19 protein-coding genes and 1 other annotated feature are annotated in these 20960 nt (G+C 46.1%); of the genes, 10 read left to right on the top strand and 9 right to left on the bottom strand.

All coding sequences use genetic code 11. The annotated features are described in order from the left end of the window. Positions 1–9 precede the first annotated feature (9 nt). Positions 10–1122: a hypothetical protein gene (locus AC2TF5_RS17295; protein ID WP_491298361.1), complete on the top strand. Its 1113-nt coding sequence runs from the start codon at positions 10–12 to the stop codon at positions 1120–1122. Positions 1123–1268: 146 nt separating this feature from the next. Here AC2TF5_RS17295 and AC2TF5_RS17290 read toward each other — a convergent pair whose 3' ends face one another. From AC2TF5_RS17290 to AC2TF5_RS17255, 8 genes are all read right to left on the bottom strand, one after another. Next, complete coding sequence (locus AC2TF5_RS17290) at positions 1269–1562, bottom strand: SdpI family protein (protein ID WP_491298360.1); 294 nt, start codon at positions 1560–1562, stop codon at positions 1269–1271. A 103-nt stretch (positions 1563–1665) separates the two neighbouring features. Further along, on the bottom strand, positions 1666–2334 hold the full coding sequence (locus AC2TF5_RS17285; RefSeq protein ID WP_491298358.1) for a methylthioribulose 1-phosphate dehydratase: 669 nt from the start codon (positions 2332–2334) through the stop codon (positions 1666–1668). After that, the gene (locus tag AC2TF5_RS17280) at positions 2335–3012 is read right to left on the bottom strand and encodes a 2-hydroxy-3-keto-5-methylthiopentenyl-1-phosphate phosphatase (RefSeq protein ID WP_491298357.1); all 678 of its coding nucleotides are present in this window, start codon (positions 3010–3012) and stop codon (positions 2335–2337) included. Further along, positions 3009–4229, bottom strand: coding sequence for a 2,3-diketo-5-methylthiopentyl-1-phosphate enolase (locus AC2TF5_RS17275; protein ID WP_491298356.1), 1221 nt, complete (start codon positions 4227–4229; stop codon positions 3009–3011). Before AC2TF5_RS17275 ends, AC2TF5_RS17280 begins: the two co-directional genes overlap by 4 nt. Further along, a complete protein-coding gene (gene proC / locus AC2TF5_RS17270) occupies positions 4226–5095 on the bottom strand; it encodes a pyrroline-5-carboxylate reductase (RefSeq protein ID WP_491298355.1) in 870 nt (289 codons plus the stop codon). Before proC ends, AC2TF5_RS17275 begins: the two co-directional genes overlap by 4 nt. Before the next feature lie 23 nt (positions 5096–5118). Continuing rightward, a complete protein-coding gene (locus AC2TF5_RS17265; protein WP_491298354.1) occupies positions 5119–6366 on the bottom strand; it encodes a glutamate-5-semialdehyde dehydrogenase in 1248 nt (415 codons plus the stop codon). Between the two features lie 23 nt (positions 6367–6389). Continuing rightward, a complete protein-coding gene (proB, locus tag AC2TF5_RS17260) occupies positions 6390–7493 on the bottom strand; it encodes a glutamate 5-kinase (RefSeq protein ID WP_491298353.1) in 1104 nt (367 codons plus the stop codon). 102 nt (positions 7494–7595) lie between these two features. After that, positions 7596–7810: a binding site (T-box leader), on the bottom strand. A gap of 63 nt (positions 7811–7873) precedes the next feature. After that, complete coding sequence (locus AC2TF5_RS17255; protein ID WP_491298351.1) at positions 7874–9067, bottom strand: pyridoxal phosphate-dependent aminotransferase; 1194 nt, start codon at positions 9065–9067, stop codon at positions 7874–7876. A 210-nt stretch (positions 9068–9277) separates the two neighbouring features. On the opposite strand from AC2TF5_RS17255, the gene AC2TF5_RS17250 reads away from it, so the two are divergent. Both AC2TF5_RS17250 and AC2TF5_RS17245 read left to right on the top strand, forming a co-directional pair. After that, entirely contained in the window at positions 9278–10072 is a 795-nt protein-coding gene (locus AC2TF5_RS17250; RefSeq protein ID WP_491298349.1) for a carbon-nitrogen family hydrolase, read from the top strand. Between the two features lie 68 nt (positions 10073–10140). Next, positions 10141–10326, top strand: a complete 186-nt coding sequence (locus tag AC2TF5_RS17245; RefSeq protein WP_491298347.1) for a hypothetical protein — start codon at positions 10141–10143, stop codon at positions 10324–10326. 87 nt (positions 10327–10413) lie between these two features. Here the strand turns inward: AC2TF5_RS17245 and AC2TF5_RS17240 are convergent, their stop codons facing one another. Further along, the gene (locus tag AC2TF5_RS17240; RefSeq protein WP_491298345.1) at positions 10414–11349 is read right to left on the bottom strand and encodes a LysR family transcriptional regulator; all 936 of its coding nucleotides are present in this window, start codon (positions 11347–11349) and stop codon (positions 10414–10416) included. Between the two features lie 220 nt (positions 11350–11569). Between AC2TF5_RS17240 and leuC the strand changes: the two genes are divergently transcribed. From leuC to AC2TF5_RS17205, 7 genes are all read left to right on the top strand, one after another. Next, positions 11570–12994 (top strand): 3-isopropylmalate dehydratase large subunit, encoded by a 1425-nt coding sequence (gene leuC, locus AC2TF5_RS17235; RefSeq protein WP_491302925.1) that lies wholly within the window; start codon positions 11570–11572, stop codon positions 12992–12994. 20 nt (positions 12995–13014) lie between these two features. Continuing rightward, positions 13015–13617, top strand: coding sequence for a 3-isopropylmalate dehydratase small subunit (gene leuD, locus AC2TF5_RS17230; protein WP_491298344.1), 603 nt, complete (start codon positions 13015–13017; stop codon positions 13615–13617). Positions 13618–13824: 207 nt separating this feature from the next. Continuing rightward, complete coding sequence (locus AC2TF5_RS17225) at positions 13825–15267, top strand: N-acetylmuramoyl-L-alanine amidase family protein (protein WP_491298342.1); 1443 nt, start codon at positions 13825–13827, stop codon at positions 15265–15267. A 36-nt stretch (positions 15268–15303) separates the two neighbouring features. Further along, entirely contained in the window at positions 15304–16005 is a 702-nt protein-coding gene (locus tag AC2TF5_RS17220; RefSeq protein ID WP_491298341.1) for a GerMN domain-containing protein, read from the top strand. A 212-nt stretch (positions 16006–16217) separates the two neighbouring features. Further along, positions 16218–17573, top strand: coding sequence for an N-acetylmuramoyl-L-alanine amidase family protein (locus AC2TF5_RS17215; RefSeq protein ID WP_491298340.1), 1356 nt, complete (start codon positions 16218–16220; stop codon positions 17571–17573). A 26-nt stretch (positions 17574–17599) separates the two neighbouring features. Continuing rightward, positions 17600–18139, top strand: a complete 540-nt coding sequence (locus tag AC2TF5_RS17210; protein ID WP_491298339.1) for a GerMN domain-containing protein — start codon at positions 17600–17602, stop codon at positions 18137–18139. A gap of 79 nt (positions 18140–18218) precedes the next feature. After that, positions 18219–20939: an S-layer homology domain-containing protein gene (locus tag AC2TF5_RS17205; RefSeq protein WP_491298338.1), complete on the top strand. Its 2721-nt coding sequence runs from the start codon at positions 18219–18221 to the stop codon at positions 20937–20939. Positions 20940–20960 lie beyond the last annotated feature (21 nt).

Below are 20960 nucleotides of genomic sequence, written 5' to 3'. Positions count from 1 at the left end.
TGATGCATTGTGCAACCACAACGCAATAAAGGGCTGGCCTTTATCATGAATGTGATTCCCGGGTTGGGCCACTACTACTGGGGCAGAAGAGGACGGGCTCTTTTGTATCCGCTAATGTTTTTCGGTATTCTGATGGGCGGATTTATTCTGGCCGTCGGAACGGGTAGCGATAGTCCATTAATTCTCGGCATACTCGTTGCGTTATTGATATGGGGGATCAGCATGATCGATTTGTTGGTGGCCTTGTTGAGATATACACCGACCATAATCATTCACGATGAATATGGCCGTCCGATGACAGTACCTCTGGATAAAAGCGAAGACAGCGAACGTTTCTATACAATTTTGCTGTCGTTTATTCCTGGATTAGGGCATTTCCAGCTGGGCCTCATGCAGCGGGGATTATCCTTCCTCATCTCCTTTTTTGGTTTGGCAACGATCCTAATGTTTCTTACGGGGCTAACGAACGAATCCGTGTTTCTAGTGTTTTTCGGTATGCTGCCAATCATTTGGTTGTATTGCATGTTTGATGTCGTTCAGCTTGTTCATCGCAAGCAGGCAGGCGAATTGATCCAAGATCGGACATTGTTCGAGGAACTGGAATCAGGACGTGATGAAAGCCGGCGCAGTAAAATGTTCGCTACATTACTCTCTGCTTTTCCTGGAGCAGGCCAGATGTATCTTGGGCTTCAAAAACGTGGATTTCAGATGATGGTTATGTTTTTGGGCAGCATTTATGTAATGGACGTGTTAAGATTGTCGCTGTTTATGTTTCTTATCCCTTTGATCTGGTTTTATTGCTTCTTTGACGGGCTACAGCAGGTAAGCCGTTACGGTCGTGAACCTCTCCGTGATAAACCAGTAATTGAAGGTTTTTCCCATCAACAGAGATGGTTGGGATTAGGTTTGCTCGTGCTCGGTCTGTATTTTATCTTTTCAAGTGCTGTTCTACCTTATCTTGAGAGCATGTTCCCAGAATTGGAGATCGGCTACCATATTCGTAACTATGTGAAGACTGGGCTGGTAGCTCTTCTGCTCATCGGCGGCGGGATCAAACTGATGTACGGTTCGAAAACAGAAAAACTGAGAAAGGAGTATCCTTTCCGTGAATCAGATCATTAATCTGTCAGGAAATGAACCGGTGACGGTATCAGCTCCTTCTTCGTTAAAAGTTATAGTGCGTGACCGAAGCTGGAGTGTGCGATAGCACCAAACAAAAGCATACAAGGGAGAAATAAAAAAATGTAAAACGAGGCTTTGAGCCCGCTTTACATTTTTTTTAGTTTATTTTCGATCAAAATATTGATCAATACGAAGGAGATGATAGTACTAACGGCAGTTGTCGCAAAATGACCAGTTATTGCAGCAATACTCATAAGAATAATGCCAAATATCATCATCAATTGACTGAAGTATCGGTTCGCAGTTTTCCAACTCCATTCATTTTTCATCGAGGAGTGGGTCCGGTAGCCGTAAAAAGCATTTATCTCTTTAGGTGGGAATAAAAACAACACAGCGCCTGTAATGAATAAAATAGCGCCCAAGGTAAGACTTAAAAGCATAATTTCAAACCCTTTCTTGAACCGAAAGACAAGGCGTCAATTATGAAGGTAAGTTTCAATATTGACTGCCTTGAATGTTCTGGTTCTATAGGTGCAATAGTTATTACAATGTTGAAGGTGCAGCTTGAGCCCCATTCAGAAGCAGACGCCGATACGTGTACTCAAAAATAAATTCAAAGGCTTCCAGATGGCGTTTGGCTTCAAATGCATTTTGTCCCCACGCGTAAATGCCGTGATTCCGGAGCAGGATGCCAGGAATGGCAGGATCAAGCGCTTCGGGAACAAGCTCAGCGATTTTAGGAATATCCGCATAGTTCGGGAGGATTGGAATACGGATGGCCGCATCTTCTTCCCAAATATTAAAAGCTTTAATCAATTCGATCCCTTGAGCGGGGACGTAACCCTGCTCACCATACCAATCGCTGATCAAGTTATTATCGACCGTATGTACATGGAAAATAGCTCCGCATCCGGTTTTACGATAGATCTCACAGTGAATGAGTGTCTCAGCGCTCGGTTTCAAACCGGTTGTCTCACAAGGACGTCCGTCTTGATCAACGAACAGGTAATCCTCTGGTGTATGTATGGACTTGTCCTTGCCACTAGCTGTTACAGCAAAATGAAACTGTTCTGGTAAGTAATCCCCAACTCGAACGGAAAGATTGCCGCTTGTGCCAGGGAACCAGCCGCGAGACGCGAACAGCCCTTTAACGTCGCGAAGCTCGCTTAGCGCTGCTTGTTTTTGTTCTAATGTAATCTCTGAAAAGTTCATTTACAGCACCCCCTGGTCTTTTTTGAGCTTCATATCCTCAATGATTTCGGTGAAGGTTTCGAAAGGAACGTGTTTCACACCAAGCTCTTTACACCGCTCCGTTAGGGTTGATCTGGAGTATACAAGGTCAGCTTGCTTAGCTCCTTCAAAATCTGTAATGCTGTCCCCGATTAATATCCGGTTATATGTCTCGGCAGGGAAGTCGTTCATCACGGTCACCTTGCACATACCACAGTCATTAGTACAAGGCTCCTGACAAGGATGAGGCCATGTTATCTCGATATGCTCACCTTCAAAATCAGCGCCATTGCAATAGATATTCTCCTCTGGAATACCGAACGGCTCAAGCAGTGGATCAACAAAAAAATCGATGCCGCCGCTGGTAACATAAAACGGAATGTTCTCTGATTTCAGGTATTCTAGAAATTCGCTAAACCCTTCCCGAATGATCGCTTGTTCCAGTGCGTATGAGATAATTTCAGCTTTTCTAGAGGAGGGGAATAGAGCGAACATACGGCCAACGCCTTCCCGGATGGAAATACTCCGGTCCAGTACGGCTTCCATGACTGCTTCGTAGCCCTCAGGCTTAAAATACTTCATGATCGCAACGATATTGTCGTTGGCCGTTATCGTTCCGTCAAAATCGCAAAAAATGATCGGTTTTTTTCCTGATGTCATGCTTCTCCTCCCCATAATTCAAGTGCAGCTTTCAATTCTGGATGTGCTGCAGCATAATCGGTAAGCGGTGTCCGGTCTATTGCTGCTTGAATAGCTTGTACAAAAGCGCGGCCACCCGCCTCAGTCCCCATCGGATGACCGTGGATCCCTCCACCAGCGTTGACCACCACATCCAGACCGAAGTCACGGATGATCTTGGGAACAAGACCAGGGTGAATTCCGGCAGATGGGACTGGCATACTGCGTTTGACTCCCATATCAGCCTTGTGGAGCTCATTCCGGATTGCGAGGTTCTCATCACGGGGCATCGTCACAGATCCGTAAGGGGATGGGAAGAGTACCAAATCTGCTCCCGCAAGACGCATCAATTGGCCAAGCAATACGGGTGCGGATATTCCGTAGTGTGGTGATGGATAAAGGGCACCAGCCAGTGCAGGGTGAGCGGCGATCGGTACGTTGATCTCCGGATTTGAGCTGAGCTCCTGAAGAACATCGTAACCATAGGAGAGCACATTGAAGAGCAGTGCATTCGCACCTGCGTCAATCGCCCGCAGTGCCTGATCCCGGAGGCCGGAAGTGCGTCCGGTCAGATTGGCTGCATACAGAAGTTTCTTGCCAGTCTCCAGTTCTGTTTCGGCTGCAGCCTGCATACAGAGCTTCACGCGGGTGGTAATCGGCGTGAGTTCATTTTCAAACAAAATCTCATCGTCTTTGATCAGGTCTACGCCTCCGCGCGCTTGGCGAATAAACTGTTCTCTCAGCTCGTCCGCATTTAGTCCAATGACGGATTTAAAAATACTCATAAGCAGTGGGCGGTCAAATACACCGAGCTGTTGACGAATACCTTCGATACCGAACTTTGGACCCGGGAAGCCGGTAAGGAAATCGTCGGACAGATCAAGAGACATGAGCTTAATTCGCCCATCCATCGATATTTTGCCGAACACCGTTACCAATAGAGCGGGAATATCCCGGCTAAAGTTGATGTCAGGGTAAGCGATTCGGATATCAGCATATCTGCCTCCAGGCTGGCCGTCTGGAGATTCATGAATCTCAACCGTATAAACTTCGCCCAGATGTTTTTTCAGAGACTCTCGTTTGGCTTGTGGTAGCTCCGTCCAGCTGCCGACGGTCATACCGACGGCAATCGACTCGGCTTTTTTGCGGAAATCGGCATGGTCGTCATGGATACGGTAAGTTGCTATACATCGGCTCATGAGATTTGTCCTTTCAGCACAGCACCCATTTCGCGGGAGCGTTCGGCACAACGGTTAACAGCAGAGATGACCGTTTCGAAAAAGTCTCCTTGATCTAGTCTTTCAAGGGCTGCTTGCGTTGATCCGTTCGGTGATGTTATCTTGGCCCGCAAGGCAGAAGGATGTTCTCCGGTAACCTGCACCATGCGGGCAGCACCCATAATGGTCTGTAGCGTGAGCTCTCTGCTCTGATCGGCCGTGAGCCCACCCCGGATACCGGCGGCAGTCATCGCTTCCATCAAATAGTAGAAGTAAGCTGGACCGCTTCCGGAAATGCCGGTCAGAATATCCATCTTCTCCTCTTCAATAACCGTGACATCTCCGACTGCTTCGAACAAGGTCAATACAAGCTGCCGCATATGATCGTCCATTTCCTTGGAGAAGGAAATACCGGTAGAACCCATCCCAATGGAACTGGAGGTGTTCGGCATGGTACGTGCAATCGGCTGCTTTTTGCCGAGAAGATTTTGAGTGGTCTGAATGGATAGTCCTGCAATGACGGAGACGAGTAGTTGGTCGTCGGATAGAATTGGTCCGAGTTCTTTCAAAGCCTTACCTGCGTCTTTGGGTTTCATAGCAAGCACGATAACCGGGGAAGTTCTCAGTATCTCCAATTTCTCCTGATCATCATTGCTGATTTTCACACTATATCGATCCTGCAGCTCCTGCAAGCGTAAAGAGTTGCTTCGATTCAGCATGGTCATGTCCTCTGGACGCATCACTGAACGACTCACGAGACCGCGCACAATAGCTTCAGCCATGGAGCCTGCACCGTAGAAGGTGATTGCCTTTTCAATCAAAGGCCGATTCTGGGGAGATTGACACATAAGTTGTTCCTCCTTCTTGGATTTTATTGTCGGATTTGACCATTGCCATGAATGACATATTTGGTGGACGTGAGAGATGGGAGCCCCATAGGACCGCGGGCGTGAAGTTTTTGCGTGCTAATGCCGATTTCAGCTCCGAAACCGAATTCGAAACCGTCAGTAAAACGGGTTGAGGCATTGTGATACACGGCGGCAGCATCCACTTCCTGCAAAAAGCGCTCAGCATTGTCCTGTAACTCGGTAACGATACATTCCGAATGTTTCGTCCCGTAGGCAGCGATATGATCCATGGCATCATCCAGATCGTTTACAACCTTGACGTTAAGTATATAATCATTGTACTCCGTTGCATAATCCGCTGCCGAAGCCTGTATCACCCATGAAACTAGCTTTTTAGTTTCTTCACAGCCTCTAAGCTCCACACCCGATTCCCGGAGCTTCTCCGCAAGCTCTTCCAAATGTAATTCGGCATAAGTTTGATGGAGAAGCAATGTTTCCATCGAATTGCATACGGAAGGACGCTGTACTTTGGCGTTGATACAGATGGCTTCTGCCATAGCAGGATCAGCGGATGCATCGATAAACGTATGACAGATGCCTGCTCCTGTTTCAATGACCGGTACAGTCGCATTCATGACGACATTTTGAATGAGCGAGCTGCCACCACGAGGGATAATGACATCGAGCAATCCGTTCAATTTAAGCATCTCGTCAACGGAAGATCGGTTCGGATCCTCAATGAGCTGCAATGCATCTTTGGGAAGAGCGGTATGTGTCATAGCTTCATGAAGCACCTCAACGATTTTGCGGTTGGAGGAGAGGGCGGAGGAACCGCCGCGTAGAACAACGGCATTACCTGTTTTGAGGCACAAGCCAGCCGCATCAACGGTTACGTTGGGACGTGCTTCATATATGATACCAATTACACCGAGCGGGACGCGAATTTTGGTAATGTTTAATCCGTTTGGGCGTTCAATGACTTCAAGTGTATCTCCGACCGGGTCAGGCAGTTGAACGATCTGACGAAGCCCTTCGGCTATGTCCTCAATCCGGGATTCATTCAAGGCCAGACGGTCTAGCAGGGAAGGGGAAGTTCCTTGCTCTTTACCGCGACGGAGATCATCAGCGTTGGCTTCAATGATATCTGCCGATCGGCTAACAAGCGCATCAGCCATAGCTAACAAAGCCTCGTTCTTCTGGGTTGTGTTCAGTTTATTCAGTATGGAGGACACACTTTTGGCAAGTCCTGCTTTACTTCTTACTTCACTCATGGTTTCTTCCTCCTTCAATATTTCTATTTTAACGTAATCCATTCATCACGGTGAATAACCTCAAGCCGTTGTACCTCACCGATTGCGGAAATAACGGCTCCGCTTGGCAGACCGAGAATGGTCTGCAGCTGATCTTCGTCATAATTGACGATTCCTCGTCCAAGCCTTTCATTGCTGCTGTTAATGACTTCAACAACGTCTCCGGCATGGAAGCTGCCTTCCACACGCTTGACGCCAACGGGCAGCAGACTGTGGCCGCCGTGGAGCAGCGCCTCTTGTGCACCGTCGTCCACGACAATCCGTCCTATCGGGGACGACATAAATCCGAGCCATTGCTTCTTCATCGGCAGGGAAGAGAGGTGGGTGGAAAAATACGTGCCTTTACCTTTGCCATCTAATGCGGACATCAAATCTCCGGTATCGTTTGCTTTACCGATAAACACAGGAACTCCGCCTCGTGTGGCGATTTTGGCTGCATCAATCTTGGATCTCATGCCCCCTGTTCCCACACTTGATCCAGCACCACCAGCAAGAGCGTATATTTCATCTGTAATTTCCTCTACCTCTTCAAAACGCACGGCTTCAGGTGACTTACGCGGGTCGGCTGTGTACAGCCCATCCATGTCGGTCAAAATAATCAACTGACGCGCCCGGACTAGATTCGCAACAAGGGCAGACAGCGTATCGTTGTCGCCGAACTTGAGTTCGTCGATAGAAACGGTGTCGTTCTCGTTGATTACGGGAATGACACCTTGCTTCAGCAGTTCATCAATCGTCATGCTGGCATTATTCATCCGTTTTCGGTTGGCAAAATCGGTCCGGGTCAATAAGATTTGTGCTGCGATCAACCCCCGGGCTCCAAAAGCATTCTGATATGAACGCATAAGCAGGGACTGGCCGACAGCGGCAGCGGCTTGCTTCTCATGCAGCAACCGCGGGCGGAGCGAATAACCGATCTTACTGAAACCTGCGGCAACCGCTCCAGAAGTTACGAGCAGTACTTCGTGCCCTGCTTCGTGGAGGGCGGCTAGCTCCCCGGCAAAAAAGTTGATGGCTTCCAGATTTAAACCACCCTCGTCACTCGTCAATGAGCTGCTTCCGATTTTTACGACGATGCGTGACTGCATCGCTATCACTTCCTCTGTATTATGTTATAGATAAGTAGAAACGACTTCGGCGTCCTATTCAAAGGGCGATCGCTTTAAATAAAAAAACTTTCATCCTTTAATGTAAAGGACGAAAGTTTACTTCCGCGGTACCACCTTTATTGATGAAAAAATCTCATCCGGCTTAAGCCTTGTAACAGAAGGCGCTGTCCAGCCTGTTAGGGCAAGCCGCTCGGGGGTAGGATTCGGAAAGGTGCCACGGCAAATTCTCACAGCCTACGGAATTCGCTCTCTTATCGCGTCATTATCTTTCTTACTGGTCCCGTCATCACGTTTGTTTATCGAGTTCTTATACTACTTGCAAGAATACCACAAGCATCCATTGATTTCAAAGAAAAACCCTACCGGAACAATCCTAGCTTTCCGATTCGTTCCGCAGCTTCACGTAAGCGGTCTTCGCTGCTCAAGAGTCCGATCCGAACGTAACCTTCTCCATGCGTACCGAACCCGATTCCGGGGGCAACGGCGACATGCGCTTTTTCCAGCAGCAGATTGGAGAAAGAAACGGAAGTGAATCCTTCAGGTACGGGAAGCCAGCTGAAAAAGGAGCCCGCGGGTTTCTCTGCGTTCCAACCGATGCCAGAAAGAGCATCAAAGAATGCGTCCCGCCGTGACTGGTATTGATGAACTAGATCATCCACACAATTTTGAGGTGCTGTCAGTGCTTCCGCTGCCGCAGCTTGAATTCCGCCAAACAGACTTACGTAAATATGGTCCTGCAGCTGGTTAATCAGGGATATAAGCTTCGCGTTGCCGAGAGCAAACCCAACACGCCATCCAGCCATATTATACGTCTTGGACAAGGTATAGAATTCAAGACCAACTTCCTTCGCTCCGGGAGTTTGGAGGAAGCTGATCGGCCGCTTTCCGTCAAAGCCGATTGCACCATAGGCGAAGTCGCTTGCCACTACAATTCCATGCTCAGCCGCGAATTGAACGGTTTCTTCATAGAAAGAGAGTGGGGCTGTTGCCGAAGTAGGGTTATTCGGATAGTTTAGGAACATCAGCTTCGCTTTTTCCCTGTCTGACGGTGAGATTGAGTCGAAATCAGGCAAAAAGTTATTCTCTGCGGTAAGCGGCATAAAGCTCATTTTGGCTTGGGCCAGTGCGACGCCTGACCAATAATCCGGATATCCCGGGTCTGGAACGAGACAGAGATCACCGGGGTTAAGTAATATTTGAGGAAGCTGGACAAGACCGGTCTTCCCGCCGAATAAGATCGCAACTTCACTTTCCGGGTCTAGGTCCACGTTATAATCCTCTTTATACCGTTTAGCTATGGCTTCTTTCAAAAAAGAATAGCCGGTGAACGGAGAATATTTATGATACAGTGGATTTTCAGCGGATTCCTTCAATTTGTTGACGATATGAGAAGGTGTCGGCAGATCGGGGTTGCCTTGGCCCAAATTAATAACATCGTGGCCTAGTGCGACCTGCCGGTTGACGTTCGATACAAGGGTGGCGAAAAATTGTGTTGGCAGCTTGGACATAATAGAAGCAGGTTGTATTTGAAAAGGCTCTTTCGTCTTGGCCATGGTTAGATCACTCCGGTTCTGAAGATGTATGTGCTGGATGTGCATGAATAATAATCCGTTAGAATTTAGAAATAATTTAACATGATTTATCCGGGCTGTATAGAGGGAATTCGGCCTTTGATATTGAAATTGATAGCGCCCGAGGCTATGATGACTACAAATCGCAATGACAGCAGCAGTATAACATCATCTGAAAGGGGAAAAGTCATTATGAATATTGCGCTTATTCAGTCTTATATTGAATTGGGTGATCCCGCAGGTAACCAGAAACGGATATTTGATCTAATGGAAACAGCGGTGAGGGCTAATCCGAAACCTGACATTATCGTTCTTCCGGAAATGTGGAATACGGGTTATGCTCTCGATCGGATTCATGAGCTTGCCGATGAGGACGGGCGTGAAACGAAGGATAGTCTGAGCGCTTTTGCCCGTGAATATCAGGTTCAGATTGTCGGCGGTTCAGTTGCTGAAAAAATCGGTGAACGTATCTATAACACGATGTACATATTCAATCGCGAAGGGAAGCAAGTTGCGAGCTACTCCAAAATGCATCTGTTCCGTCTAATGGATGAAGAGAAGCATTTCCATGCAGGGGATCAGGCCGTTACGTTTGAACTGGAAGAGGGATTGATGGCGGGAGCTTCTATTTGCTATGATATCCGCTTTCCGGAGCTTGCCCGAGGTCTTGCCTTGGCGGGAGCTAAGGTGTTGTTCGTTCCAGCAGAGTGGCCACATCCACGTTTAAATCATTGGAGAACCCTTCTGACGGCCAGAGCTATTGAAAACCAGATGTATGTGGTTGCATGTAACCGAGTAGGCATTAGCGGAGATACATCCTTTTTCGGTCATTCGATGATTATCGATCCTTGGGGAGAGATTGTTGCCGAAGGAGGGGAAGAAGAAGCTATTATTACTGGAGCTCTCGACAGCTCACTTACGGATACAGTGCGGCAGCGGATTCCTGTTTTCGAAGATCGGAGACCCAATTTGTACGTAAAAAAATGATAAAATTTCGGTTTCATCTCCTGATGAGCGGGTATACTACTGGTAATTCCTTTAAAGGAGGTTGAAATATGGCAGATAATAACGAAACCAACAACAGAGACCAAGATCATTTGAAAGAGCAAAAAGATCAGTTTCGTAATTTTGTAGAGAGTGTGACGGGTGAAAACAACAAGTTTGATGCTGTGAATCAGGATACATCCTATAATACGGATCAGCAGAATCGGTTGATCGATCAGCATAACTTACGTAAATAATCGGTGTACGAAAAGGAGGCTGCTCCGCATGGGATATGCGAAGCAGCCTCCTTTGTTATGGTCAAATATGGTTCTTAATTGTTCACGTTAGAGCTTGTCTTTTGCTCCTTCAGATGCAAGCACATCCATAACCTCTTTGAAGGTTTGGATGAAGGCTTCGGCGGCTTTGGACAAATAACGTCCGTTGCGGTAGGCAACAACCAAAGTACGGCTCGGAACCGGCTCCGCAAGGGGCAAAAACACAGGAATAAACTCGCTTCGCTTTGCCCGCGCGATAAAGTGCGGAACAAGAGTAACACCCATGCCTGTCGCTACCAGAGATTGGATCGTTTCGATGTTGCTGCTCTCAAAAACAACGTTTGGTTCAAAACCGGCTTCCCGGCACAGGTCGAATGTAAGCTTGCGAAATCCTTGTCCTTTTTTCAAAACGATAAATGCCTCATCTCTCAGTTCCTGCAGAGAAATAGGTTCAGCAGGATGGTGTTGTGCGCGAAGTGCAAGGTGGTGCTGTGGAGGCACAGCCAAATCGATCCTCTCCTCACCCAAGGGAACCCAGGAAAGAGATGGTTCGACAAGCGGAAGGGACAACAGACTGAGATCGGCTTTACCGCTGGCCGTTAACTTCTCCAAATTTAAAGATGAATCTTCCATTAATGTAATCTCAATATCAGGATATGATTCTTTAAATGCCGGAAGGACCCTGGGTAGCAGGTGAGAACCGGTAATCGGCATACTGCCAACAACAACTTTACCTTTACGGAGCTGTGAAATATCGGACATCTCCTGACGGAGCTGCTCAACGGCATCCATAATTTTTTGTGCGTGCTCCACAAAGCTTGCACCTGCATGGGTGAGCTCGACCGTGCTTGTATTGCGCTGAAACAGCAGGACACCGAGCTCTTTTTCCAGCTTGGATAACTGTTGGCTGAGTGAGGGCTGGGCAATGTGCAGCTTCTCGGCGGCCCTTGAAAAGTTTTTATCTGCAGCGATCTGCAAAGTGTATTGTAGCTGTCTTAATTCCATTCGTATCACTCCATTTATAGGCGTTACCTATTATTATTACTGTATTATATAGGTTCACTCCCTTTTTTGAAAGATTAAGCACTTATAGTTGATACCTATTGCTTTTATAGATTTTATATCTTGGAACAATGAAGCGGGAGATGATATAGTACTATCAATCGAAAGGGAAGGTACTATCTTTCTTTTCACTTTGACCGAATGAATTAATGGGGTGATTATGATGAGTAAAAAGACGATGTTCGAAAAAATTTGGGATAACCACGTCATTCATCAGGAAGAGGGTAAGCCCGGTATATTGTATATCGACCTGCATTTGGTTCACGAAGTGACCTCGCCGCAGGCTTTTGAAGGGCTTCGTCTCAGTGGACGCAAGGTACGTCGTCCTGAATTGACGTTTGCGACGATGGACCATAACGTTCCGACGAAAGACCGTTACAACATTACTGATCCGATCTCCAAACAGCAGATTGATACACTGACACAGAACTGCCGTGATTTTGGTGTGACGTTGTATGATCTGGATACGATTGATCAAGGTGTAGTTCACGTAATGGGTCCTGAACTCGGCTTGACCCATCCTGGTAAAACGATTGTGTGCGGTGACAGCCATACCTCTACACACGGCGCGTTTGGCGCTCTCGCATTCGGTATTGGTACAAGTGAGGTTGAGCACGTCATGGCTACACAATGTTTACAGCAGGCCAAGGCGAAGACGATGGAAGTACGCTTTGTAGGCAAACGCAATCCTGGTGTCACGGCGAAGGATATGATTCTCGGTGTTATTGCTAAATATGGTACAGATTTCGCTACAGGATATGTAATTGAGTATACAGGTGAAGCAATTCGTGATTTAACGATGGAAGAACGTATGACGGTATGCAACATGTCTATCGAGGGCGGTGCTCGAGCGGGTATGATCGCACCGGACGAGACGACTTTTGATTATCTCAGTGGTCGTCAGCACGTGCCGCAGGGAGAAGACTTTGACCGCAGAGTGGAAGCATGGAAAGATCTTGTAACTGACGAAGGCGCTCAATTTGATACCGTTTTGGAATTTGATGTGGAATCTTTGATTCCGCAGGTAACTTGGGGAACGAGTCCGGGAATGGGTACGGACATTTCGTCTTCTGTACCAAACCCTGCTGATTTTGCAACAGAAAATGAACGTAAAGCTGCTGAAAAAGCACTTGAATATATGGCTCTCGTACCTGGAACGCCTATTTCAGAAATTCCAATCGATTACGTCTTTATCGGCTCCTGTACGAACGGACGTATTGAAGATCTTCGTGCAGCAGCGGCTGTAGCGAAAGGACATAAGGTGTCTGAGAAAGTAACGGCAATTGTGGTTCCTGGTTCCGGACGCGTTAAGATCCAGGCTGAGAAGGAAGGTTTGGATAAAATCTTTGTCGAAGCGGGATTTGAATGGCGTGAAGCAGGCTGCAGTATGTGTCTTGCGATGAACCCGGATGTGCTAAAACCTGGACAGCGCTGCGCATCCACTTCCAACCGTAACTTTGAAGGTCGACAGGGACGGGGAGGCAGAACTCATCTCGTATCGCCTGCCATGGCTGCTGCGGCAGCAGTTAAAGGCCAGTTTGTCGATGTACGTGACTGGAATTTTGTCAGCAAGGAAGCTGCAATCTAAGAAGGGACGGGGAGAAACCTATGCAAGCATTTACTAAATTAACCGGTATCGTTGGACCTGTGGATCGGGTAAACGTTGACACGGATGCAATCATTCCAAAGCAGTTTCTTAAGCGTATTGAACGGACAGGATTCGGACAGTTTCTGTTTTATGAATGGCGTTTTGATGAAGAGGGAGCTGTTATTGACAGCTTCCCATTAAATCAGCCGCGTTATCAGGGGTCTTCCGTACTGATCTCCAGAGCTAATTTTGGCTGCGGATCTTCGCGTGAACATGCTCCTTGGGCAATTATGGATTACGGATTTCGGGTTGTTATTGCACCATCGTTTGCTGATATTTTCTATAATAACTGTTTCAAAAACGGTATTCTGCCAATCAAACTTTCTGAAGAGCAGGTGGAAGATCTGTTCCAGCGCACCACTGCCAAGGAAGGATACCAGTTAACCGTGGATCTGGAGAATAAGAGCATTACTGATGAGCAAGGTCTGCGCATTGATTTTGATCTCGATGAGCATCGCCGTCAGTTTCTGCTTCAAGGATTGGATGATATTGGTCTGACGCTTCAGCATGAAAGCAAAATAGACGTTTACGAGAATAAGCATGGAGATCGTTTGTTCGCCTAATCTATCATTGCTTTCTACAAAAGATTACAAGATTATTAAACTTCCATTTCCGGTGTAGGAAATGGAAGTTTTTTCTGTTATTATGGATGTAATATACAGCTTCTAGATTAGGCAGATTTCATTACAATGTCGGTATATGTCCGAAAACGGCCTGCAGCGGAACGCTGAATTGCATTTGCGAAAACATAGGATAATAGAGGTGGATTCATGAAGAAGTTAGGTTTTCTGATGTTTTTAGTTGTCTTCTTGCTAGTTTTTCCGAAGGTGGGGGATGCATCCTCGAGTAGTGCCAAGATATTTTTGGACGGGGAGCAGTTGAATTTGACTTCCGATGTAAAGGTGGCCAATGTAAACAACAATATTTTAATACCGATCCGTGTGGTGTCTGAAAACTTAGGATTCAAGGTGGATTGGGAAAAATCAAGCCAATCCGTAACGGTACAAAACAGCATTACAACGGTAAAGATGGTCGTTGGAAGCAATACAGCAGAAATTGATGGATCACAAGTGAGCATGAACATTACGCCAGTGTTGAATGGCCAGACCACGCTAGTGCCGCTCCGTTTTGTGAGCAGCCAGATGGGGATGGACGTGAAATGGGACAACCAGATGAAGGCTGTATTCCTGTCTTCGAGTGGAAGTATGACTGATCCTGGGGAGGCGACACCATCCGAGCCGGATCCTGAGGTACCAGGTACACCGACCGATCCTAGCATTCCCTCCGTGCCAGGAACTCTAGCTACGGTGGATGGGATCAGCTTCAGTGAGGACCGGTTGATGATCGCAACAAGCGCCTCCGTTACGCCAAGCGTATTTAAATTGAGCGGACCAGATCGTATTGTCGTTGATTTACCCAATACGGCATTTTCAGAATCCTTTGGATATGAACATACGTTAAACAACCAAAATAGCGGGGAACTGAATGTAACGGGATACCCGGAAGTGACTCAGATCCGATATGCACTTTTTAGCGATTCTCCATCTACAGTACGGGTCGTTATTAATTTGACAGCGGCTACGAATTACACCGTTTCTACAGAAAATGCGGGCCTTATATTCATTGATCTTAACGCGACAGATTCGGAACCGGCACCTCCAATCGGTTCAAGCGGTAAAAAAGTTGTAGTTATCGATGCAGGCCACGGCGGTGGTCAACCAGGTGCACTCAGTGTTACCGGGAAATATGAGAAGACGATGAATCTTTCGATTGCTAAGAAAGTAGAAGCGCTCCTCAAGAATGAGAAGAGCATTGATGTCGTTATGACTCGAAGTGATGATTCTACCATGAGCCTTAGCGACCGGACGAAGCTAGCAAACAACCTGAAATCCGATATTTTTGTATCGATCCACGGTAACAGCAATACTTCCAGCACTCCGAATGGAACAGAAACATATTATACACGGGAGACAAGCATTGAGCTTGCCAATATCATTCATAAACATCTCGTCAAAGCGACGGGGCTAAAAGACCGTAAAGTTAAACCAGGAAACCTTCATGTTACTAGAGAGACAAAAATGCCTGCTGTTCTGCTAGAAATCGGATTTTTGAGCAACAGTAGCGATGAATCACAATTGTTTAACGAAGATTTCCAAAATCGTGTTGCACAAGGTATCGTAGATGGTATTAAAGAATATCTTAAAGTACAATGATGGATACAAGATTTAAACTACAGAGGGGGACAATCAATGAAAAGGAAGTATTTAGTCACAGGTCTGTTGGCACTTGTCCTGGCTGTTAGCACCGGATGTGGTCAGAAGCCAGCAGCGGCCCCTAGTGAGCCGAATGCGCAATCGTCCGGGGAAGTTGAAGCTCCAGAGACGGTTAATAAAGAGGTACCACCTAACGAAAATAATGAGAATGAGCAGCCTACAGGAAGTACTGGTGGGACTCAAGGAGAGCCGGCTGAGAAGCAAAATACCGGAACTCAAGAAGGCTCGACTGATACCGGAACTCAAGGAAATCCGGCGGGTAATAAAGAAACTGCCTCTCAGGAGAAGAAGGCTACGATTGAGCTCTATTATACGGATCCGGAGCTATTGGATCTGATAAAAGCTTCTCGCGAAATTACGTATACTGATGAAGAGAATAAATATGTTAAAGCATTTGAAGGGCTACAAAATAGCGGAGATGATCAGCTGGTGCCATTATGGCGTGATTCAATCAAGTTGACATCTGTAAAGTTTGATCAGGGAGCTTTGACGCTGGACATCGTGAAGCCAGATGAGGCAAATCTGGGATCTGGCGGAGAATCGTATGCTATTGAAGCCTTAAGAAATACGTTCTTCCAGTTTGAAGAGGTGAAATCGATTCAGCTGTTGGTTGATGGAAAGAAAGTCGAAAGTCTTATGGGACATGTATTGTTGGATCATCCTATGACTCGTAATTAACACTCTTGCATTAGGAATCATCAATAATTTCACATTTATGAAAGACTAAACTCCTATTTCTTTTTAAGAAATGGGAGTTTTTTTGGTAAAAAGGGTATATTTTCGCAACTTTCAGAAAAAGGGTGCGTCTATAGTTTGTCAGGTAATGTCGGACAGGCCGAGTTGCAGAAACGCCAATCTATGGCAAAACAATAGGATGGTAGGGGTGAAGGATGAAGAAGTTCGGTTTTTTATTGTTTCTGTTTGTCATTATGGTGGCTTTTCCTAAGGGGGCAGATGCGAGTTCATACAGCGCCAAGATCTATCTTGACGGTAATGAGTTGAGCTTGTCCTCAAACGTGAAAGTGGAAAATATCAGCGGAACGGTTATGGTACCGATCCGCGTGATTTCCGAGAACTTAGGTTACTCTGTAGGTTGGAATAAGGCGACTCAAACAGTTACCGTCAAAGAAGGCGGAAAAACGGTTGAGATGGTCATCGGCAGCAAGTATGCGATGATTAACGGTCAGCGTACAGAGATGGTTAAGGCTCCAATTCTGCGTGGGGGCACGACGATCGTACCCATCCGTTTTGTCAGTGAACAGATGGGCTTGAACGTCAAATGGGATAATCAAAAGAAAGCAGTATATCTTATTACCCCGACACCCGGTAAGTTATCCACCGTGAACGGTATCAGCTTTAGTAATAACCGTCTGATGGTAGCTGTATCTGGCAACGTGAAGCCTAAAGTCTCGAAGTTGAGCAGTCCTGATCGGATTGTGATTGACGTTGAAAATGCGGAATTTTCTGAATCGTTCAGTAGCAACAACAGTATCAATGCTAACTTGAACGGAGAACTAATCGTTACCGGTTATCCAGACGTAAAGAAGGTCAGATATTCGCTGTACAACAGTAATCCTTCCACGATACGGATTGTAATTGATCTCAACTATGCGAAAAATTATACCCTTTCTGGGACGGAGAGCGGTTCGAGCATGTTCATTGTGGATCTTAATACTTCCACAGAACCTGGGCCAGATCCAGGTACCGGAGGCAAGAAACTGGTAGTCATCGATGCTGGACACGGTGCTCATGACCCGGGAGCCATCGGTGTAACCCAAAAGAAAGAAAAAGACTTTACTCTGGCTCTTGCTTTGAAAGTAGGAAAGCTGCTGGAAAAAGAGAAGAACATCGATGTCGTATTGACACGTAGTGATGATACTTTCCTTGAATTGAAGGATCGGGTTAAAATCGCTAACGATTTGAAGGCGGATGCCTTTGTATCCATTCATGCGAACAGCGGGCCTGCTGCAGCAACAGGTACAGAGACTTATTACCAGAGAGAGGCTAGCAAAGCGCTGGCTAATGTCATACACAAATATTTAGTCCAAGCTACGGGGCTCAAGGACCGCGGTGTTAAAAACGGCAATTTCCATGTTATCCGTGAAACCAACATGCCGGCTGTCTTGCTCGAAGTTGGCTTTCTGAGCAACACAAATGATGAAAGCAAGCTGTTCAACACAACCTTTCAAAACCAGGTGGCTGAGTCTATCGTAGTCGGATTGAAGGACTATTTGAAAGTTAAATAATTGAGATGATTTCAGGAGGTGGGCATATGAACAAAAAAATATGGTCCGCTGGATTGCTAGCGGCGGTTATGGTGCTTGGGGCTGGTTGCGGACAAAAGCCAGGAGCTGCTCCCGGTAATACATCGGAACAAACGGGATCGACGAATGGAGCTGACGGCAGCAGCCAAACGCCGGGAGAAACAACAGAAACGATTAAGGTATATTATACCGATCCAGAGCTTCTGGAGCTGAAGGAAGGTTCTTCAAAAATCATGTTGAAGAAATCTAGCGAGAAGTATGAAGCCACATTTGAAGCGTTGAAAAAGAGCGACAGCGCTGAAATGGTTTCATTATGGGAAAAGGCTGAGCTGAACTCATCAACATTCGAAGACGGGAAACTGACGATTGATCTTCACATTCCGGATGAAGCCCGTTTAGGTGCTGGAGGAGAATTGTTCGCCGTTGATGCTCTCAAAAAAACTTATTTTCAATATGAAGAAGTAAAATCGCTTCAATTGCTCGTTGACGGTAAACAGGTAGAAAGCCTGATGGGGCATGTAGAATTAGAAAATCCTGAAATTCGGTGATGACGGTTAGAAGGAGATCACGATCTGCTGTCGAATAAAGTAATGTTAAGGAAACAGCAGTTAGGAGAGGGGAAACATAATGGTATCTAAACAAAACAAACAATATCATTCCAAAAAAGTGGTCTCCGCCGTCATGGCCGGACTTATGGTAATAGGAGCAGGAGCTTCCACGGTTGCAGCTGAACAGACAGTATCAGCAGTTTCGAGCACTACGGCTTCAGCAACCAAGATCTTTAATGACGTACCATCAGGTTTTTGGGCAGAAAAGTATATTTATCAATTGGCGGCACAAGGAATCGTTACGGGGAATAACGGCCAATTCCGTCCAAACGATTCGGTGACCCAACAAGAAGCGATTACGATGGCGATCCGCTTCTTAAATTTACAGGCAACTGACAGCACCGGCACGGCATTACCGACAAATATAAAAGTAAATGATTACGCAGTTAAGTACGTGCAATTGGCGCTTCAGCAAAACCTGCTCGACAAGAAAAAGGAATCCAGTTATTCGGACACTAAAGTAACCTGGGGCGCGAAAAAAGCGACCCGCGAATGGGTTCTGGAAGTGCTGGTACGCTCCATCGGAAAAACGTCCGAGGCGAATGCGGCCATGAACAAATCGACAGGCTTTGCGGATAACGCCAAAATTTCTCCAGATCGAATTGGCTATGTTAGTGTAGCCGTTGATCTCGGCCTGGCACAAGGGGTAAGTGGTAATAAATTTGATCCTCAGGGTGCGGTCACCCGTGCTCAGCTCGCAACTTTTTTAAGCCGTGCGCAAGCACACGTGAATGTCAAATATGACAATCAATATGAAGGTTATGTCTCAGCTGTAGACAGCGGAAAGCTTGAAATTTATATTGATGGAAAGCCAAGCACGTTTACTCTTGACGGATCAACAGCCTATTTTGAAAAAGATTCGGCTAAAAGGCTCTCTGTCTCTGATATCAAACCGTACACCAAGGTTATGGTTATCGGTAAAAACAACAAAGCGGAATATGTAGAAATTATAGATCCAACACAAAAAGTAGAATCCCTCGAACGGACTTACGCCCGTCTGTCACCGAACAACGTAATCTGGTTTGATTCTAACAACACATTTGAAGAATTGACATATGATTCCAATACGTTGTTCGTGGATCAGAATGGTAACAAAATCGATCCAAATACGATGGCTTCCGGTAGTGTAGTGACAGTTGAACGCGAAACTTTCAGTCCGGAAAAACGCGTTGTAGCTATTCGTGTGAAAAACGGACTCGTTAACAAAACAGCTGCAGGAGCTGTACAAGCTGTAGACACCGTCAACAAGACGATATCTATCAAAGACGGCTCTAGCAACGCTGTTGATACATTTAAGTACGATGACAGCACTTTGATTCAATATCAAAACCAATTGCTGACTCCTTCCGAGTTGAAGGCTGGTTCTGTTATAAGTTACACAGTGAAGAACAGCATTCTGCAGAAGGTAGAATTAAGTCAAAGTGTTGATCATACGGTTACGGGTATGCTTTATAACATAGAGAGCAATGGCAAAACCATTACTTATAAACGAAACAACAGCACACAGCTGGAAACGAAGTTTATGGTTGAAAAGCCTGAGATTGTAATCAACGGAGTTGCTAAGCCGACTCTTGATGATCTGGTCGCGGATGCAACCTCTGGTGATAAAATCGAGCTTACGATCAATGGGGAAGATAAGGTTAGCAAAATTCAAGTGGTGGGACGTCAAACGGAGCGCATTAATGCTGCAACCATCGTTTCTTATGAAGCCAAAAAGCGTTGGTTGACGGTTAGCGATGATAAGGGCTTGCCTAGAGTTATTGTTTTGGATGAAAAAACCAAGTTTGATTCCTCTGCCGGAGTCACATTAGCCTCCATTGAAAGACTTTTGGAACCAGGACGCAAAGTTGATGTAAGTTATATCGGTAATCGCGCTATATCGCTGGAAGTGGTCTACAAATACGAAGGTAAAGTTACGGCGATTAACGCTGCAACCAGAACACTGACGATTCAGGCTGAAAACGGTCAGAGCATCAACATTCCTTACAGCATACCAAGAGTGGAGCTGTATGGAAAACCAGTTGCTTCCATGTCCGATATTAAAATCGGTGATGAAGTCTCTGCACAACTAACTAACAGCCAGGATAGCTTGTCCAGCTTGAAGACGAAAATTTCAGTTCAGTTCGAGGTCGTATCTACCGATCCGTCTTATAACCGAATCCGGGTCAAAAGCGAAGGAATTACGAGCGAATTTTACGCAGATAAAGTCGTAATGACGGACGAGAACGGGCAAAGTATTCGTGTGAATGATCTTCGTCCAGGAACACTGATCAATGTCAACTTTGTCGGAACAACGCCAACAGCAGCTCAGATTGTAAAGTTGACACTCGGTCAAATTGTGAATGTGGATTTGGCTGGGTCTAAACTGACAGTTAAGGATTTCAACGGTGCCAACCATACGATTGATACAGTTGGTAAAGTGAAAATCGATCGCGGCGGCGTCATTTCCACCAATTTGAGCAGTCTTACAACGAATGATCGTGTTGAAGTCCGTAAAGATGTTGACGGGACAACGGTTGTAAAGGTTCTTGATTCTCTGAGTCGTTCTTTCTGGCGTTATGAAAACGGTGATGTCTTTGTAAAACGTAAGAATACTACGGAAAATTATCGTTTCCCTGCGACTCCGAATTTATATGTTCACGAGGGAGATCAGAACTTGTCCGTGCAATCCCTTAAAGAAAATGATAATATTGTACTGTATTTCAACAACGGAGCCGTTGTAGAGATCGTGAAACAATAGTTATCACTTTGGAAATACACG

The sequence above is a fragment of the Paenibacillus sp. JNUCC 34 genome, assembly GCF_058269055.1.
The sequence above is the reverse complement of the archived record's forward strand: the minus strand, read 5'-3'. Positions and strand labels throughout refer to the sequence as shown.

What these genes read in the sequence shown, in the direction of transcription:
- AC2TF5_RS17265 (WP_491298354.1), bottom strand. Translation starts at nt 6,366, where the DNA reads ATGAGTGAAGTAAGAAGTAAAGCAGGACTTGCCAAAAGTGTGTCCTCC.
- AC2TF5_RS17240 (WP_491298345.1), bottom strand. Translation starts at nt 11,349, where the DNA reads ATGGAATTAAGACAGCTACAATACACTTTGCAGATCGCTGCAGATAAA.
- AC2TF5_RS17285 (WP_491298358.1), bottom strand. Translation starts at nt 2,334, where the DNA reads ATGAACTTTTCAGAGATTACATTAGAACAAAAACAAGCAGCGCTAAGC.
- leuC (WP_491302925.1), top strand. Translation starts at nt 11,570, where the DNA reads ATGAGTAAAAAGACGATGTTCGAAAAAATTTGGGATAACCACGTCATT.
- leuD (WP_491298344.1), top strand. Translation starts at nt 13,015, where the DNA reads ATGCAAGCATTTACTAAATTAACCGGTATCGTTGGACCTGTGGATCGG.
- AC2TF5_RS17280 (WP_491298357.1), bottom strand. Translation starts at nt 3,012, where the DNA reads ATGACATCAGGAAAAAAACCGATCATTTTTTGCGATTTTGACGGAACG.
- AC2TF5_RS17290 (WP_491298360.1), bottom strand. Translation starts at nt 1,562, where the DNA reads ATGCTTTTAAGTCTTACCTTGGGCGCTATTTTATTCATTACAGGCGCT.
- AC2TF5_RS17225 (WP_491298342.1), top strand. Translation starts at nt 13,825, where the DNA reads ATGAAGAAGTTAGGTTTTCTGATGTTTTTAGTTGTCTTCTTGCTAGTT.
- AC2TF5_RS17220 (WP_491298341.1), top strand. Translation starts at nt 15,304, where the DNA reads ATGAAAAGGAAGTATTTAGTCACAGGTCTGTTGGCACTTGTCCTGGCT.
- AC2TF5_RS17255 (WP_491298351.1), bottom strand. Translation starts at nt 9,067, where the DNA reads ATGGCCAAGACGAAAGAGCCTTTTCAAATACAACCTGCTTCTATTATG.
- AC2TF5_RS17275 (WP_491298356.1), bottom strand. Translation starts at nt 4,229, where the DNA reads ATGAGCCGATGTATAGCAACTTACCGTATCCATGACGACCATGCCGAT.
- AC2TF5_RS17210 (WP_491298339.1), top strand. Translation starts at nt 17,600, where the DNA reads ATGAACAAAAAAATATGGTCCGCTGGATTGCTAGCGGCGGTTATGGTG.
- AC2TF5_RS17215 (WP_491298340.1), top strand. Translation starts at nt 16,218, where the DNA reads ATGAAGAAGTTCGGTTTTTTATTGTTTCTGTTTGTCATTATGGTGGCT.
- proC (WP_491298355.1), bottom strand. Translation starts at nt 5,095, where the DNA reads ATGTGTCAATCTCCCCAGAATCGGCCTTTGATTGAAAAGGCAATCACC.
- proB (WP_491298353.1), bottom strand. Translation starts at nt 7,493, where the DNA reads ATGCAGTCACGCATCGTCGTAAAAATCGGAAGCAGCTCATTGACGAGT.
- AC2TF5_RS17205 (WP_491298338.1), top strand. Translation starts at nt 18,219, where the DNA reads ATGGTATCTAAACAAAACAAACAATATCATTCCAAAAAAGTGGTCTCC.
- AC2TF5_RS17245 (WP_491298347.1), top strand. Translation starts at nt 10,141, where the DNA reads ATGGCAGATAATAACGAAACCAACAACAGAGACCAAGATCATTTGAAA.
- AC2TF5_RS17250 (WP_491298349.1), top strand. Translation starts at nt 9,278, where the DNA reads ATGAATATTGCGCTTATTCAGTCTTATATTGAATTGGGTGATCCCGCA.